Genomic DNA, 15,344 nt, shown 5'->3' on the forward strand with positions numbered 1-15,344 from the left:
CGCCGCATCGATTTTCTTGGCCGCGCTGGCCGGGCTAACGGGTCAGGTTACCGGCGCCGGGTTGAACAGCACCAGCGAGTTGTGCAGCTTGTGGTGCTCGGCCCAGGTCTTCTTGCGCCCGCTCGCCACATCCAGCATCAACCGGAACAACTCCCAGCCCACATCCTCGATGGTGGCTTCGCCGGTGGCGATGCGGCCAGCGTTCACGTCCATCAGGTCGTGCCAGCGGCGTGCCAGATCGCTACGCGTTGCCACCTTGATCACCGGCACTTCGGCCAGGCCATACGGCGTGCCGCGGCCGGTGGTGAATACGTGCAGGTTCATGCCGGCGGCCAGTTGCAGGGTGCCGCAGATAAAGTCGCTGGCGGGCGTGGCCGCGTAGATCAGGCCCTTTTGCTTGAGCTTCTCGCCGGGGGAGAGCACGCCGGTGATGGCCGTGCTGCCCGACTTGACGATCGAGCCCATGGCCTTCTCGACGATATTGGACAGGCCGCCTTTCTTGTTGCCGGGCGTGGTGTTGGCGCTGCGGTCGACACGGCCCTTTTCCAGGTAGCGGTCGTACCAGTCCATCTCGCGGATCATGGCCTGCGCCACTTCCGGCGTGGCGGCACGCGCGGTGAGCTGGTCGATGCCATCGCGCACTTCAGTGACCTCCGAGAACATCACGGTGGCGCCCGCGCGCACCAGCAAGTCGGTGGCAAACCCCACGGCGGGATTGGCGGTCACACCCGAAAATGCATCGCTGCCGCCGCACTGCACACCCACCACCAGCTCCGAGGCCGGGCAGGTTTCGCGGCGGCGCTGGTCCAGCTTGGCCAGGTGCGTATGCGCCATTGCCATGATGGAATCGATCATGCTCTCGAAGCCAACGTGCTCGTCGTCCTGCAGGCACACCACGCCAACATCCAGGCCGCCGGGCAAGCTGCCGGCCGGCAGCAGGCGCTCCGGCTGCAGCTTCTCGCAACCCAGGCTCACCATCATGGCGGTGCCGCCGAAATTCGGGTTCAGCGCGATATTGCGCAGCGTTCGGATCGGCACGATCGCGTCCGGCGCATCGATGGCCACGCCGCAGCCGTAGGTGTGCTCCAGCCCCACTACGTCGTCCACATTGGGATACTGCGGCAGCAGCTCGGCCCGGATGCGCCGCACCGCGTGCTCCACCACGCCCGACACGCACTGCACGGTGGTAGTGATGGCGAGGATGTTGCGGGTGCCGACCGAGCCGTCCGGATTGCGAAAGCCCTCGAAGCTATAGCCTTCCAGCGGTGGCAGCGGTTCCGCCACGCGCGTGCCGACAGGCAGGTTGTCCAGCCCGGGCGCCACCGGCATCTCGATCACGCGCTCGTTGACCCAGCTGCCCTTGGGCAGGTCGCGCAGCGCGTAGCCGATCACCACGTTGTAGCGCACCACGGCATCGCCAGCCGCCAGGTCCACCAGCGCCACCTTGTGGCCCTGCGGCACCCGCTCGCGCAGCGTCAGCCCGCAGGGAAATACCGTGCCCTCGGGAAGGCCGCCATCGTTGGCGACGATTGCCACGTTATCCAGCGCGTGGATGCGGATGTACAGCGCAGTGCCCTGCACTTGCGCAGCCGGCCGCGAACCGCCTGGCTGTTCTACTTTGATATCGATCACCGACATGTCTTTTTTCCTTGCGAAACACTTGGCCGCTGCGCCGGGGCGGCACCTGCGCAGCAGGCACCACTCAATTCAGGGATTTCAGGGATGCTTGAGCTCGACGCGCTTGATTTCCTTGACGATCACCAGGTAGCTGATCACCGTCACCAGCGCGTTGGCGCCGACAAAGACCAGCGCGCCATTGAAAGAACCGGTGGTGCCAAGGATATATCCGATCACGATCGGCGTGACGATGCCCGCGATATTTCCGAACATGTTAAAGATGCTGCCGGCCAGGCCAATCACTTCCTTTGGTGCCGTATCCGCCACCACGGCCCAGCCCAGCGCGCCGATGCCCTTGCCGAAAAAGGCCAGTGCCATGAAGCCCACCACCAGCCACTCGCTATCCACGTAGTTGCAGGCAATCATGCTGACCGACAGCAGCATGCCGGCGACGATCGGCACCTTGCGGGCCACCGTCAGCGAATAGCCGCGGCGCAGGAACCCATCGGAAATCACGCCGCCCAGCACACCGCCCAGGAACCCGCAGATCGCCGGCAGCGATGCGACAAACCCCGCCTTCAGGATCGACATGCCACGGGCCTGCACCAGGTACACGGGAAACCACGTCAGGAAGAAGTACGTCAGCACGTTGATGCAGTACTGGCCCAGGTACACGCCCAGCAGCATCCGGTTGGAGAGCAGCTGGCGCACATAGAACCAGCGCGTGCCGGAGGCTTCCTTGTCCCTCTTGCCAGCGTCGCCGCTCATCTCGATCAGGCCGCCGCCCTGCTTGATGTAGTCGAGCTCGGCGCGATTCACGCCCGGATGGCTCGCCGGGCTACGCACCACCTTGAGCCAGAGACCTGCCAGCACCATGCCCAACGCGCCCATCCACAGATAGACGTGGTGCCAGCCCAGCGCGTGGGTCAGCCAGGCCATCAGGGGCGTAAACAGCACCGCGGCAAAATACTGCGCGGAATTGAAGATGGCCGAAGCCGTGCCGCGCTCGGCCGTGGGAAACCAGCTGGCCACAACCTTGGCATTGGCCGGGAACGCCGGCGACTCGGCCAGGCCCACGGCAAAACGCAGCACGAACAGCGTGGTCACGGCCGCGCCGACCGTGGCGAATCCGCCGATAAAGCCCTGCAGCAGGGTAAAGAGCGACCACAGGAAAATGCTGCAGGCATAGATGCGGCGCGCGCCAAAGCGGTCCAGCAGCCAGCCACCCGGGATCTGCGCCATCACATAGGCCCAGCTGAAGGCCGAGAAGATAAACCCCATCTGCACGGCATCGAAGCCGAACTCCGAGCGCATCGCCGGGCCGGTGATGGAAAGCGTGGCGCGGTCGGCATAGTTCACCGTCGTCACCACGAAGATCATCAGCAGGATCCAGTAACGGACGTGGCTGCGACGGGTGGCCTCGCCGGCCACGCTGAGGGTATTGCTGAGATTCATGGTGTCTCCTGCACGAACCGGATTGGAGATGGGAGGCCGTCTTACGTCATACGGCTCTCGGCCATCTCGCCTATTTGGCCGGTTACGTGATATGTCATCGTATAACTTGAATTATAAGCACCCGGTTTCATCGGCAACATTGAGTGTTTACCCTAGCTCCGAGACAACTGCTCTGGGTAGGGTGCGTTAGCCGTTGCAGTGGCGCGGTTGGTCCGGGTGCTCCGACTGGAAGATGCCACGCCCCAAGCTTTCAGCCAGCTTTCAAGGCGAATTCATGAGATTCTGCCATACGCGTTCCATTCCGCGGCTGGACTGCTCCCCCCTGCCCTGTCTCTTCATATTGACGGTCGCTGGCAAAGCCGAAGGCCGAAACCCTTTGCCAAAACAAAAGTACTTGCGCATTCAAATCTCAAGTTGTACGATGACGTATCTCGAAATTGCGCAGACGAAAGTCATGCACAAGAACCACTGAACCAACACCGCCCTTGCGGGTATCAGGACCAGCCATCATGACCACACCACAAGAACTCAAGCAGATCGTCTCGGAAGGCCTGCTTTCCTTCCCCGTGACCGACTTCGACGCGCAAGGCAACTTCCGCCCCGAGACCTATGTCGAGCGCCTGGAATGGCTGGCCCCCTACGGCGCCACCGCCCTGTTCGCCGCCGGTGGCACCGGTGAGTTCTTCTCGCTGACGCCGGACGACTACGCCAATGTCATCCGCACCGCAGTGGAAACCTGCGCAGGCAAGGTGCCCATCCTGGCCGGCGCCGGCGGCCCGACCCGCATGGCCATCGCCTACGCCAAGGAAGCCCAGCGCCTGGGCGCCAAGGGCATCCTGCTGCTGCCGCACTACCTGACCGAAGCCTGCCAGGACGGCATTGCCAACCATATCGAAGAAGTCTGCAAGTCGGTCCACATCGGTGTGATCGTGTACAACCGCGGCAATTCCCGCATCAACGCGGACATGCTCGAACGCCTGGCCGACCGCTGCCCCAACCTGATCGGCTTCAAGGACGGAGTGGGCGAGATCGAAGGCATGGTCCGCATCCGCCGCAAGCTGGGCGACCGCCTGTCCTACCTGGGCGGCCTGCCCACCGCGGAAGTCTATGCCGCGGCCTACAAGGCGCTGGGCGTGCCCGTGTATTCGTCGGCCGTGTTCAACTTCATCCCCAAGACGGCGATGGACTTCTACCGCGCGATTGCCGCCGACGACCACGCCACCACCAACCGCCTGATTGACGAGTTCTTCCTGCCGTACCTGGACATCCGCAACCGCCGCGCAGGCTACGCGGTGAGCATCGTCAAGGCCGGCGCCAAGCTGGTCGGGCATGACGCCGGCCCGGTCCGCGCGCCGCTGACGGATCTGGACGAGCAGGAACTGGCGATGCTGGATGCGCTGATCAAGAAGCTGGGGCCGCAGTAAACCAGACGGGCTTGCCCAGCCAACCGCCGCAGGCGCGGCTGGCGCAGGCTTGCGCTGCTCGCGCCAATGACGTCGCGCCAACGCCGCCAAACTATCACGCGGCGTCAACCTCCGCGCCCGCCTTATGCCCGCCCCAGTTCCCCGCCTGGCTCTCCAGCCGCGCGCGGATGAAGTCCATCAGCGTGCGGGTGGCCAGCGTGGGAAACCGATTCGGCGCGGTCAGCATGTAAATGCTGTCGCCCACGCCTTCGGGCTCGTACTCGGGCAGCACCTCCACCACTTCGCCACGCCCGATCTGCTGCCACACGGCATAGCGCGGCAGCAAGGCAACGCCGAGTCCTGTCATCATCGACTCGAACAGGAAGGGATAGTCGCCGGACTGGATGCGCGGGGCGACCCGCAGGATCAGCGGCGTGCCGGCCAGCTTCAGCTTGAGATCGAAGCGCCGACCCAGCGACGCTGGCGCGATCAGGTCGCAGTGGGCAAGATCCTCCGCGCGGCTGACCGGCCCGTGCTCCGACAGGAATGCGGGCGATGCGCACAGGCACCAGCCTACCGCGCAAATCTTGCGCGCCACATGATCCTCCGGCGGCAGGGAGGTGATCTTCAACGCCACATCCACCTCGGCGGAGATCAGGTCGCCGATATAGTCATTGATCAGCACGCGCAGGGAGATGGCCGGGTATTGCCGGGCGAACTCCAGTAACACCTGCGCCAGGTACAAGTGCCCGAGCCCTGTGGGCAGGCGGATCCGCACATCGCCGCGCACGGTCTGGCCGAGACTGTCGATGGAAGTGCCCGCCGCTTGCAGCTCATCCAGCATGCGCACGCCGTGCGCATACAGCAGCCGCCCGGCCTCGGTCAGCTCCACATGGCGGGTGGTGCGCCGCATCAGTTGCGCGCCCATATGCTGCTCCAGCGCCTTGAGCCGGCGCGAGACATTGGAGCGGGTCATGCCGCCGCGCGCGGCGGCGGCCGTGAGCGTTTTGGATTCCACCAGCGTGACGAACAGCCGGATCAGGTTCAGGTCGAAGCTTGGATTATTGTCAATCATGAGTCAACACGGATGGCACAGGCCGGCGGATTGTCACGGCCAGGAGTACGCCCTAGCATAGGGCATCCGACGCGACATGACGACTCCCAGATCCCTGCCGATGGCCAAGACCGACCTGCAATCCGCGCTACCTTCGCATACCCCGCCTTCACCCGAAGCTGTCGACGAGCTGCCCTTCTCCGGCCTGCGCATCCTGGATATCAGCCAGGGCATCGCAGGCCCCTACTGCGCGCACATCCTCTGGCAGCAAGGCGCCGACGTCATCAAGGTCGATCCGCCTGCTGGCGACTGGGGCCGGCATGTTGGCGTGGTGCGTGGCGAGCACAGTGCGCTGTCCATCGCGTACAACGCCGGCAAGCGTGGCGTCTGCATCGATGCGGCCACCGACGCCGGCAAGGCGTTGTTGTTCGACCTCGCGCTGCGGGCCGATATCGTGGTGCAGAACTTCCGGCCGCAGGTCGCCGAGCGCCTTGGCGTTGGCTACGCCGCGCTGTCCGCGCGCAACCGGGCGCTGGTCTATGTGTCCATCAGCGGCTACGGCGCGGACGGTCCATATGCCGACCACCCGGCCTCGGACTCCGTGATGCAGGCCGACAGCGGCCTCATGCACACCAATCGCATGCCGGACGGCTCGCCGCGGCGCATCGGCATGCTGCTGGCTGACGCGGCCACCGGCCTGTACGCGGCGCAGGCCGCCGCCGCCGCCTTGTGCAGGCGCTTTCGCAGCGGCGTCGGCGCGCATGTCGAGCTAAGCTTGTTCGACGCCTGCGTGGCGCTGCAGGCCAACAATATCCTCGAATACGCCATCCAGGGCGCTGTGGCCGCCGGGCCGGTGAGCGCGCCGAATGGCGTCTTTGCCACCAGCGATGGCAGCCTCACCTTGCTGGCGCTCAACAACGCGCAATTCGGCAGGCTCTGCCGCGCGCTGGATCGCCCTGGCTGGGCGCAAGATGCGCGCTTTGCGGACAACGCCAGCCGCATGGCGCACGCGGCCTGGCTGCAGGACGCTGTGGCGGCGGTGCTTGCCGGCAAAAGCACGGCGCACTGGCTCGGCATCCTGCAGGCGCATGACATCCTTCATGCGCCGGTGCGCAACTACCAGCAAGTGCTCGACCACCCGCTAGCGGCACCGCAGGGGACCTTCCAGACGATCGAGCAGGCGGGGCTGGGTGCCTTGCCGTTTGCCGGCATCCCCGCCAAGGGCATGCGGCGGGCGGCCACCGCCGCGCCGCGTGTCGGAGAACACACCGAAGCCGTGCTGCGTGAGTACGGTGTCACCCCGGACAAGCTCGCGCAATGGCTGGAGATGGGCGTGGTCAGGCAGGCCAGCCCTCTGGCGGGCAATGCCACCGCGGGAGCCAGGGCATGATGCGGGCCCTGCTCTGCGAGCATTTCGGCAAAGCGCAAGACGTTCGCCTTGCCAGCATCCCGCGCCCGGCATTGGCGGATCCGCACGCCGTCACGCTGGCCGTGGAGTACGCAAGCGTAAGCCACGCCACAGGCCTGATGGTGGCAGGCCGCTATCAGACCAAGCCGCCGCTGCCGTTCGTGCCCGGCACCGAGGCGGTCGGCCACGTGGTGGCTTGCGGCGCCGCTGTAACCCGCCTGCGCCCTGGCGACCGCGTGGCTGCCATTGCCGACTGGGGCTGCTTTGCCGAAGAAGTCACGCTGCCCGAATACACGGTCTACCCCATTCCCGATGCGCTCGACGCGCTGCAAGCCCTGCCGATCCCCCTCTCCTACGGCACCGCCTACTGCGGCCTGGTGTGGCGCTGCGCCGTGCAGCCCGGCGACACGGTGCTGGTGCTTGGCGCCGGCGCCGGCGTGGGCCTGGCCGCCGTGGAAATCGCCCACCAGTTGGGCGCGCAGGTGATTGCTTGCGCCAGCACCGAAGCGAAACGCGCTCAGGCCCTGCAGCGCGGCGCCCAACATGCGCTCGCGCCGGAAGACCTGGCCGCCGCCGTCAAGCGTGTGAGCGGGGGGCGCGGTGCCGATGTGGTGGTGGACCCGGTAGGCGGCGACCTGTTCGACCAGGCGCTGCGCGCGGCGGCCGCCAACGCGCGGATTCTCAGTATCGGCTTTGCCAGCGGCCGCATCCCGCAAGCGCCACTGAACCTGCTGCTGGTAAAGAACCTGACGCTGCATGGATTTTTCGTAGGGCGCTACATCGGCTGGACGCCCGCCAACGAGCGGGCACAGCATGCCCACGCATTGCAAGCCGTCATGAAGACACTGTGCGGCTGGGCTAGCGAAGGAAAGATCCGACCGACCGTGTCGAAGGTGTACCCGATGAACGGGCTGGCCGAGGCGCTGGACGCGCTGGAAGCCAGGCAGGTCATCGGCAAAGTCGCAATAAAAATCAAGGAGACTAACGCATGCCAAGCCGATTCAGGGTCCTGAACACGCAACACAGTACGCAGCACACCAAGCATCGCCGGTCCGCGTTGCGCCTTGCCCTGCTGGCAACGTTGGCAACCACCGCGCTTGCTGCCATAGGCACGTCGCCGGCCCGTGCCGCCGACGATTTCCCGCAGCGCCCGATCCGCATGGTGCTGCCTTACCCGCCGGGCGGCCCCACGGACCTGCTGGCGCGCGTGGTCGCCGTCAAGATGGGCGACACGCTTGGCCAGACGGTGGTGATCGACAACAAGCCAGGCGCCAGCGGGATGATCGGCGCGGAAATGGTCGCCAAGGCTGCGCCCGATGGCTACACCATCCTGGCCAATGCCTCGCTGCATGTGATCAACCCGAGCATCTATCCAAAGATGCGCTACGACGCCTTCCGTGACTTTGTGCCTGTCACGCAACTGGCCGATGTGCCGCTGGTGCTGGTGGTCAACAACGATTCGCCGGTCAAGACCGTGCAGGACCTGATCGCCTATGCCAAGGCCAAGGGCGGCAGCATCAACTTCGGCTCGGCCGGCAACGCGTCGGCCCAGCAACTGGCGGGCGAATCGTTCAAGTTCGCCGCCAATGTCTCGATGCAGCACGTGCCGTACAAGGGCAGCTCGCCCGCGCTGACCGACCTGATGGGCGGCCAGATCCAGTTAATGTTCGATTCCATGCCATCGGCCATGCCGTTCATCAAGGCCGGCAAGCTGCGCGCCGTGGCCGTCACCACGCTCAAGCGCGCGCGTGCCCTGCCGGACGTGCCGACGGTGGCGGAGTCGGGCTTGCCCGGCTTCAATATCAGCACCTGGTACGGGTTGTGGGCGCCGCGCGGCACGCCAGCACCGATCGTGGAGAAACTCGCGGCCCACGCCGCGCAGGCACTGCGCCAGCCCGACGTGCAGCGCCAGTACGCCGACATGGGCGCCGAACCGGTGGGTTCCTCCCCCGCAGAGTTCGCGCGCTACACCGCGGCAGAGGGCAAGAAGTGGGCTGAGATCGTGCGCAAGTCGGGCGCCAAGGCGGATCAATAGCCATCGGTGGCCATCGGTGCGCTGCCGTGGCAAGCGGCAGCACCGATGGACAGATCCGCCCCCCCGGCGGGACAATGGCCACCCCGGTGCCCGCCCCCGCCCCATGAAAACCGTCCCGACCTACTCCCTCTATGGGGTCAACTCCAACGAGCCCCTGCTGGAACAGCTGCATTTCGAGTCGATCCCGGAGCGCAGCGGCGTCAACGACTGGGAAATCAAGCCACACCGCCACGAACGCTTCTTCCAGGTGCTCTACGTGCACCAGGGCGGCGGCCGCGCGCTGCTCGACGACCGCGAGTACCCCTTGGGCGCGCGCACGGTGGTAACGGTGCCGCCGCGTTGCGTGCATGGTTTTCGGTTTACGCCGGACGTGGATGGCATCGTCATTACCATGACCGACCACTACCTGCACACGCTGCTGGCTGGCGTGCCGGATGCGCTACCGTTGTTCGAGCGGCCCTACCATGACCCGTTCGGTGACCCGGCCGGTAGCGAGCGCGATGACGCCACCGTGCTTGCCGGGGCGCTGGAACTGTTCCGCGCGGAGATGAACGCAGTATCGCTGTGGCGCGGTGCTGCCTTGTCGGCGCTGCTGTCCTTGTTGCTGGTGGGCATTGCCCGGCGCGCTTGCGGCGCGGGTGCAACCGGGGCGCAGCCGGCGGGCAGGACCGCACGCCATTTTCAGCAGTTCCAGCAACTGGTAGAGGCACGTTTTCGGAACCACCAGGATCTGGCGGGCTATGCCGACACGCTCGGCATCTCGTCCACCCAGCTCAACCGGATCTGCCAGCAGCTTGCCAGCAGGAGCGCGCTGCAGCTGATCCATTCGCGCCTGATCGTGGAGGCGCAGCGCGACCTGCTCTATAGCGATCTCGACATCAAGCAGATCGCCTCGACCCTGGGTTTTGCGGACGCCGCGTATTTCGCGCGCTTCTTTGCGAAGCATGTTGGGCAGACGCCCAGCGCATTCCGGCAGCACGGGCGCGCCCGCCTGCCGGCGCCGCAAGCCGCGCGCTAGCGCAGTGCTTTACAACGAGAAACTGTCGGAACGCGCCAGCGGCCAGTACTTCTCGTACAACTGGTAACGGAAATTCCCGTTGATCAGGTCCCCCGGCGTGAGGAACTTGAGCAGCTCGGACATCAGCCGCACTTCGTTGGGCGAGATGCGCCGCACGATATGGTGCGGCTTGAGATCGCCCGGATGATTCAGGCCAGCGGCCTGCAGGATTTCCAGCAGCGCGTGCAGCGTCTGGCGGTGGAAGCTGGCTACGCGATCCGCCTTGTCAGGCACCACGATGGCGCGCTGGCGCACCGGATCCTGCGTGGCCACGCCCACGGGGCAGCGGTCGGTATGGCACTTCTGCGCCTGCACGCACCCGAGCGCAAACATGAAGCCGCGCGCCGAGTTGCACCAGTCGGCGCCGGTGGCCAGCGTGCGCGCCACGTCAAAGGCAGTGATGATCTTGCCACTCGCGCCAACGCGGATCTTGTCGCGCAGGTTCACGCCCACCAGCGTGTTGTGCACCAGCAGCAGCCCTTCCTGCAGCGGCACGCCGATATGGTCGACGAACTCCAGCGGTGCTGCTCCGGTGCCGCCTTCGGCGCCATCCACCACGATGAAGTCCGGCAGGATGCCGGATTCCAGCATGGCCTTGACGATGCCGAAGAACTCCCACGGGTGCCCGATGCAAAGCTTGAACCCGGTCGGCTTGCCGCCGGACAGCGTGCGCAGCCGGTCGACGAACTGCAGCAGGCCCAGCGGCGTGGAGAATTCGCTGTGCGTGGCGGGCGAGATGCAGTCCTCGCCCATGCCGATGCCGCGCGTGGCGGCAATCTCCGGCGTCACCTTGGCCGCCGGCAGCACGCCGCCGTGGCCCGGCTTGGCGCCTTGCGAGAGCTTGACCTCGATCATCTTGACCTGCGGCGAGCGCGCCTGCTCGGCGAATTTGTCGGGATCGAAGCCACCGTCCGGGCGGCGGCAGCCGAAGTAGCCGGAGGCCACCTCCCAGATCAGGTCGCCGCCTTCGGCACGGTGGTAAGGGGAAATCGAGCCTTCACCAGTGTCGTGGATAAAGCCGCCAAGCTTTGCTCCCCGGTTGAGCGAGCGGATCGCATTGCCGGACAACGCGCCGAAGCTCATGGCCGAGACGTTGAAGATCGATAACGAGTAAGGCTGGGCGCGGCCCTCGCCCACGGTAATGCGAAAGTCAGCGGAAGGGATGCGGGTCGGCGCAAGCGAGTGGCTGATCCACTCGTGGCCAGCCAGGCGCACATCGATCTCGGTGCCGAAGGGCCGGCTGTCGACCTCGTTCTTGGCACGCTGGTAGACCAGGCTGCGCTGCTGGCGCGAGAACGGCATCTCGTTGGTGTCGTCCTCGATGAAATACTGGCGGATCTCCGGGCGGATGAACTCGAATAAGAAACGCAGGTGGCCCCAGATCGGATAGTTGCGCAGGATGGAGTGGCGCGACTGGCCGATGTCATGCAAGCCAACCAGCAGAAGCACAACGGGCACAGCCAGCCATGCGGGAGAAAGCCGGTGACCGGCGGCAAGTGCCGCAAGAACCAGCAAAGCGAGCGCGGTCAGCCAGACCGCGCCGTAACGACGAGAAAGCATGGGGACTCCTAACTACTTTGGGCCGGCACCTGGCCGGCAACCCCGCGATTATCGCCGTTCCTTGTTACATCGGCTGATACCCGGTTGCAGCGCCCTGCCCGGCGCGCGCCTCCGGCTGCCGCTGCGGGGCTTCATCGGCCTGCACCGCGGCGACGATCTGCGCGAAGGCGGCATTGGATTCCGGCATTGGCAACAGCATCCACACGTGGAACATGCCCTCGTATTCGTAATAGCGCAGCGGCAAGCCCTGTTCCTGCGCAAGCGCGCGATAAGCGCGGCAGTCCGGCAACAGGACGTCGTGGGTGCCGATGAAAAGCGTGACCGGAGGCAAGCCGCGCAGGCTGCCGTAGATGGGGCTGACCTGTGCAAGCGTGACGGGATCGCCGCCGGCATAGACGCGCCCGCACTCGATGCCGCCGAGCTTCGACAACATCGGATCAAGTGGTTCGAGCACATCGATGGCCGGGTTGCTGCCAGTGGCGTCCAGGAACGGCGACAGCAAGACCAGGCGGCCAGGCAGCGCGCGTCCCGTATCCCGGGCCACTTGCGCCAGCGCGAGCGCCATGCCGCCGCCGGCGGAGTCGCCCATGACGGTCAGGCTGGCGGGTGGATTGCCGCGGACCAACTGGTCGTAGAGCGGCAGCAGTCCGGCAAAGACCTCACGATGGGTATGCTCGGGCGCCAGCGGATAGATCGGCACGGTCACCGTGGCGCCGAGCGCATCCACCAGCTTGCCGATGAAGTCCCAGTGCTGGCTGACGATATCGAAGACGTAGCCGCCGCCATGGAGATAGAGGATTTGCCTGCCGCTGTCGTTGCCCCGCGGGCGCACGGTGTAGACCTCGACGCCGGCCACAGGTTCCATGCTCACCGCATGGCGCGCCAGCAAGCGCGCCGTGGGATTCGCGCGGCCGATCTTGCGGCGGCGGCGAATTTCCTCGTGCAGCGCCTGCGCGCTGGAAAAACGCTGTTTGCGCCGGACCAGGCGCAAGGCAAGCCGCCACAGGCGGCACTGGATGCTAGGCATGACGATCTCCCGGAATGGTGCGCCGGCTTCATTGGCGGCCGGCTGAGGAACTACGGAAACGACCAAAACAGCGGGGAAAGCGGGAAAAGCTGGAGCTACGGGCACGGCTGCACATTCGCCGGATACAAAAAAGGAGCCGGCTAGCGGCTCCTTTTCAAGCTGGAAACAGGGCCCCTATCAGGCGGCAGCTGCGTCTTTCAGCTTCTTCAGCGGGCGTACCTTGACCTTGACGCTGGCCGGCTTGGCCGGGAACCAACGCTCTTCACCGGAGAACGGGTCCTTGCCGAAGCGCTTCTTCTTGGCCGGTACTTGCTGAGCCGTGACCTTCATCAGGCCGGGCAGCGTGAATTCGCCGGCGCCCTTCTTGTGCAGCGCGCTGACGATGGTGTTTTCCAGATGGGCCAGCACCGTCTTCACGGCCTTGGCGTCCAGCTGGGTCTGTGCTACCAGGTGAGCGACCAGGCTCGACTTGTTGAAGGTGTCCTTCAGCGGGCGCGGGGTCACCGCGGTAGCCGGAGCAGCCTTCTTGGCCGGCGCGGCCTTCTTGGCAGCAGCCTTTACGGGAGCGGCTTTGGTTGCCGGTGCCTTCTTGGCAGCGGTCTTGGTTGCAGTCTTCGCGGTCGGATTCGCTTTGGTCGCCATATCGATAAATATGAGTTGAACAGAATGATGTCGCACGGGATGTGGCATCCGATGTCGCTCGACGCTTCGTCGATCGACTATCGGCGTGCGGCATCGACTGAATCATAGCGGAAACAACGCAACGTCAAGGGGTTTTCGTGTGTGCGAGTGTAAAAACCGGGGTTTTCCCCGGGGTTTTTTGAGGTTTTGTCTCGCGCGGCCTGCCGTTGTGTCGCGCGGACGCAGCAGTGGATGCGTCCACGGACTCTATATACAAGGGGTAAACGCGTGATTTTGTCTTTTTTGCCACGCCGGATGCCGCGCGCGCGCCGACGATTTCAGCCGCTTTCTTGCGCGCACGGCCCCCTCAGCCGCGCAGCTCTCGCCGCAGGATCTTGCCCGTGACCGTCTTCGGCAACTCGTCGATGATCTCCACCACGCGCGGGTATTTATAGGCTGCCATGCGCTCCTTGCACCAGGCCAGCAGCGCTTCCGGCGTGACGCTGGCCTGCGGTTTCAGGCTGACCACGGCCTTCACTGTCTCGCCGCGATAGGCGTCCGGGATGCCCACCACGGCCGCCTCGCGCACCGCGGGATGCGTATACAAGACGTCTTCCACCTCGCGCGGCCAGACCTTGTAGCCGGCGGCGACGATCATGTCCTTCTTGCGGTCGACGAGGTAGAACCAGCCTTGCGCGTCCATGAATCCAACATCGCCGGTGTGGAAATAGCCGCCCGCCATGGCCTTTGCCGTCTCTTCCGGCTTGTTCCAGTAGCCCGGCACGATCATCGGCCCGCGCGAAATGATCTCGCCGACCTCGCCCACCGGCACTGGCGCGCCCGCATCGTCGCCGATGAAGGAGTCAACGTTGAAGGCGGGAACGCCGATCGCCAGCGTGCCGGAGGCCGGGTCCACCGGCGCCTCCCGGCCCAGCGGCACCACGTGGGTGGGCGAGTTGGTCTCGGTCAGCCCGTAGCCGTTGTGGATATAGTGCCCAAACTTGGCGCGGAACTGCTCCACCACGCTCGGCGGGATCGGTGCGCCGCCCGAGTAGATCTTGCGTAGCGTGGCGAAATGCGCGCGCGTCGCCTCGGGATGGTTCATCAGCGCGATGAAGACCGTGATCGAGCCAATGGTGAACTCGACCCGCCGGTCGCGGATGGCCTCCAGAACCACGCCCGGCTCGAAACGGCAGGCCAGCACCAGCGGCGCGGCGCAGATGAACGCCGCAGCCACGTGACCCACCAGTCCGGTGATATGGAACAGCGGCGCCACGCCCAGGATCGGGCCGCCCTGCGCCAAGCCGATCCAGTCGCGGTACACCTGCGCATTGAAAGCAACATTGCCATGGGTGTTCATCGCGCCCTTGGGCACGCCGGTGGTGCCGGAGGTGTACACCAGCATCGCGATATCGTCTGCCGCGAGCTTGACCGGCGCTGGGCGCTGGCCCAGGTACTCTTGCACCAGCGCCAGCAGATCGGGCACGCCCTCGGCGGGCTGGCGCCGAGTTGCGGCAAACAGGCGCGGATCGGCGCGCGTCTGGAAATCCAGCTCGGACGTGGTGATCACCGCAGGCAGCGCAAGGGGCGCGGCAGCGTCGCCCTGGCCGCGCCGCTCGGCGTCGAACAGCCCGCTCACCACATCGGCGTAGAGCGATTCGTGGCAGATCAGGACTTTCGCGCCGGAGTCGGCCAGCACCAGGCGCAGTTCGCGTGCGCGGTTCATCGGGTTGACCGGCACCGCGATGGCGCCGAGCTTCCACGCGGCAACCAGCCCGATGACGAACTGCGGCACGTTCTGCAGGTACAGCGCAACCCGCTCGCCGCGCGTGCAGCCGCGCGATGATAGCGCTACCGCCAGCGCGTCTGAGAGCGCATCCACCTCGGCATAGCTGAGCGTGGCGTCAAAGTAGTGGATTGCCGGACTGGCCGGCGCGCGGTCCGCGGCGGCCCGGAAAATGGACAATGCGTCGGTAAATTGCGGGGTGATGGTGTGCGGCTGGCCGGCGTTGTAGCTGGAGAGCCAGGGCTTCTCTTCATAGGGCGTCATGAGGCACCTCGATAGGCACGGCGGGTAGTGTCAAGCATAGCGCTTGGTCGAAACGAA

The 15,344-nt window shown here is 65.6% G+C and carries 12 protein-coding genes; 5 read left to right on the forward strand and 7 right to left on the reverse strand.

Annotation, left to right across the window (positions count from 1 at the left end; all coding sequences use genetic code 11):
* Positions 1-42: 42 nt before the first annotated feature.
* Together garD and AC1Q7Q_RS03685 are read right to left on the reverse strand one after the other, a co-directional pair.
* Complete coding sequence (gene garD / locus AC1Q7Q_RS03680; protein WP_492374261.1) at positions 43-1,638, reverse strand: galactarate dehydratase; 1,596 nt, start codon at positions 1,636-1,638, stop codon at positions 43-45.
* Positions 1,639-1,716: 78 nt separating this feature from the next.
* Positions 1,717-3,072, reverse strand: coding sequence for an MFS transporter (locus tag AC1Q7Q_RS03685; RefSeq protein ID WP_492374262.1), 1,356 nt, complete (start codon positions 3,070-3,072; stop codon positions 1,717-1,719).
* Positions 3,073-3,581: 509 nt separating this feature from the next.
* Between AC1Q7Q_RS03685 and kdgD the strand changes: the two genes are divergently transcribed.
* Positions 3,582-4,496 (forward strand): 5-dehydro-4-deoxyglucarate dehydratase, encoded by a 915-nt coding sequence (gene kdgD / locus AC1Q7Q_RS03690; protein WP_006160033.1) that lies wholly within the window; start codon positions 3,582-3,584, stop codon positions 4,494-4,496.
* Positions 4,497-4,590: 94 nt separating this feature from the next.
* Here kdgD and AC1Q7Q_RS03695 read toward each other — a convergent pair whose 3' ends face one another.
* The gene (locus tag AC1Q7Q_RS03695; RefSeq protein WP_492387129.1) at positions 4,591-5,550 is read right to left on the reverse strand and encodes a LysR family transcriptional regulator; all 960 of its coding nucleotides are present in this window, start codon (positions 5,548-5,550) and stop codon (positions 4,591-4,593) included.
* A 100-nt stretch (positions 5,551-5,650) separates the two neighbouring features.
* On the opposite strand from AC1Q7Q_RS03695, the gene AC1Q7Q_RS03700 reads away from it, so the two are divergent.
* The 4 genes from AC1Q7Q_RS03700 (at position 5,651) to AC1Q7Q_RS03715 (ending at position 9,990) form a co-directional block, all read left to right on the forward strand.
* On the forward strand, positions 5,651-6,919 hold the full coding sequence (locus AC1Q7Q_RS03700; protein ID WP_492374266.1) for a CaiB/BaiF CoA transferase family protein: 1,269 nt from the start codon (positions 5,651-5,653) through the stop codon (positions 6,917-6,919).
* Positions 6,919-7,950 (forward strand): NADPH:quinone oxidoreductase family protein, encoded by a 1,032-nt coding sequence (locus AC1Q7Q_RS03705; RefSeq protein WP_492374267.1) that lies wholly within the window; start codon positions 6,919-6,921, stop codon positions 7,948-7,950. The genes AC1Q7Q_RS03700 and AC1Q7Q_RS03705 overlap by 1 nt, the downstream gene beginning before the upstream one ends.
* Positions 7,926-8,972 (forward strand): tripartite tricarboxylate transporter substrate binding protein, encoded by a 1,047-nt coding sequence (locus AC1Q7Q_RS03710; RefSeq protein WP_492374264.1) that lies wholly within the window; start codon positions 7,926-7,928, stop codon positions 8,970-8,972. Before AC1Q7Q_RS03705 ends, AC1Q7Q_RS03710 begins: the two co-directional genes overlap by 25 nt.
* A gap of 103 nt (positions 8,973-9,075) precedes the next feature.
* On the forward strand, positions 9,076-9,990 hold the full coding sequence (locus AC1Q7Q_RS03715; protein WP_492387130.1) for a helix-turn-helix domain-containing protein: 915 nt from the start codon (positions 9,076-9,078) through the stop codon (positions 9,988-9,990).
* A 9-nt stretch (positions 9,991-9,999) separates the two neighbouring features.
* On the opposite strand, the gene AC1Q7Q_RS03720 is transcribed toward AC1Q7Q_RS03715, so the two are convergent.
* The 4 genes from AC1Q7Q_RS03720 to AC1Q7Q_RS03735 all read right to left on the reverse strand — a co-directional run bounded on the left by AC1Q7Q_RS03720 (position 10,000) and on the right by AC1Q7Q_RS03735 (position 15,287).
* Complete coding sequence (locus AC1Q7Q_RS03720; protein WP_492370812.1) at positions 10,000-11,589, reverse strand: FMN-binding glutamate synthase family protein; 1,590 nt, start codon at positions 11,587-11,589, stop codon at positions 10,000-10,002.
* A 64-nt stretch (positions 11,590-11,653) separates the two neighbouring features.
* Complete coding sequence (locus AC1Q7Q_RS03725; protein WP_492370813.1) at positions 11,654-12,616, reverse strand: alpha/beta hydrolase fold domain-containing protein; 963 nt, start codon at positions 12,614-12,616, stop codon at positions 11,654-11,656.
* Between the two features lie 177 nt (positions 12,617-12,793).
* Entirely contained in the window at positions 12,794-13,258 is a 465-nt protein-coding gene (locus tag AC1Q7Q_RS03730; RefSeq protein WP_492370814.1) for an HU family DNA-binding protein, read from the reverse strand.
* Between the two features lie 346 nt (positions 13,259-13,604).
* The gene (locus tag AC1Q7Q_RS03735; RefSeq protein WP_416052525.1) at positions 13,605-15,287 is read right to left on the reverse strand and encodes a class I adenylate-forming enzyme family protein; all 1,683 of its coding nucleotides are present in this window, start codon (positions 15,285-15,287) and stop codon (positions 13,605-13,607) included.
* Between the last annotated feature and the right edge of the window lie 57 nt (positions 15,288-15,344).

This window comes from Cupriavidus sp. GW823-FHT07A04 (genome assembly GCF_058794615.1).

What these genes read in the sequence shown, in the direction of transcription:
- AC1Q7Q_RS03695 (WP_492387129.1), bottom strand. Translation starts at nt 5,550, where the DNA reads ATGATTGACAATAATCCAAGCTTCGACCTGAACCTGATCCGGCTGTTC.
- garD (WP_492374261.1), bottom strand. Translation starts at nt 1,638, where the DNA reads ATGTCGGTGATCGATATCAAAGTAGAACAGCCAGGCGGTTCGCGGCCG.
- kdgD (WP_006160033.1), top strand. Translation starts at nt 3,582, where the DNA reads ATGACCACACCACAAGAACTCAAGCAGATCGTCTCGGAAGGCCTGCTT.
- AC1Q7Q_RS03710 (WP_492374264.1), top strand. Translation starts at nt 7,926, where the DNA reads ATGCCAAGCCGATTCAGGGTCCTGAACACGCAACACAGTACGCAGCAC.
- AC1Q7Q_RS03705 (WP_492374267.1), top strand. Translation starts at nt 6,919, where the DNA reads ATGCGGGCCCTGCTCTGCGAGCATTTCGGCAAAGCGCAAGACGTTCGC.
- AC1Q7Q_RS03715 (WP_492387130.1), top strand. Translation starts at nt 9,076, where the DNA reads ATGAAAACCGTCCCGACCTACTCCCTCTATGGGGTCAACTCCAACGAG.
- AC1Q7Q_RS03685 (WP_492374262.1), bottom strand. Translation starts at nt 3,072, where the DNA reads ATGAATCTCAGCAATACCCTCAGCGTGGCCGGCGAGGCCACCCGTCGC.
- AC1Q7Q_RS03735 (WP_416052525.1), bottom strand. Translation starts at nt 15,287, where the DNA reads ATGACGCCCTATGAAGAGAAGCCCTGGCTCTCCAGCTACAACGCCGGC.
- AC1Q7Q_RS03700 (WP_492374266.1), top strand. Translation starts at nt 5,651, where the DNA reads ATGGCCAAGACCGACCTGCAATCCGCGCTACCTTCGCATACCCCGCCT.
- AC1Q7Q_RS03730 (WP_492370814.1), bottom strand. Translation starts at nt 13,258, where the DNA reads ATGGCGACCAAAGCGAATCCGACCGCGAAGACTGCAACCAAGACCGCT.
- AC1Q7Q_RS03720 (WP_492370812.1), bottom strand. Translation starts at nt 11,589, where the DNA reads ATGCTTTCTCGTCGTTACGGCGCGGTCTGGCTGACCGCGCTCGCTTTG.
- AC1Q7Q_RS03725 (WP_492370813.1), bottom strand. Translation starts at nt 12,616, where the DNA reads ATGCCTAGCATCCAGTGCCGCCTGTGGCGGCTTGCCTTGCGCCTGGTC.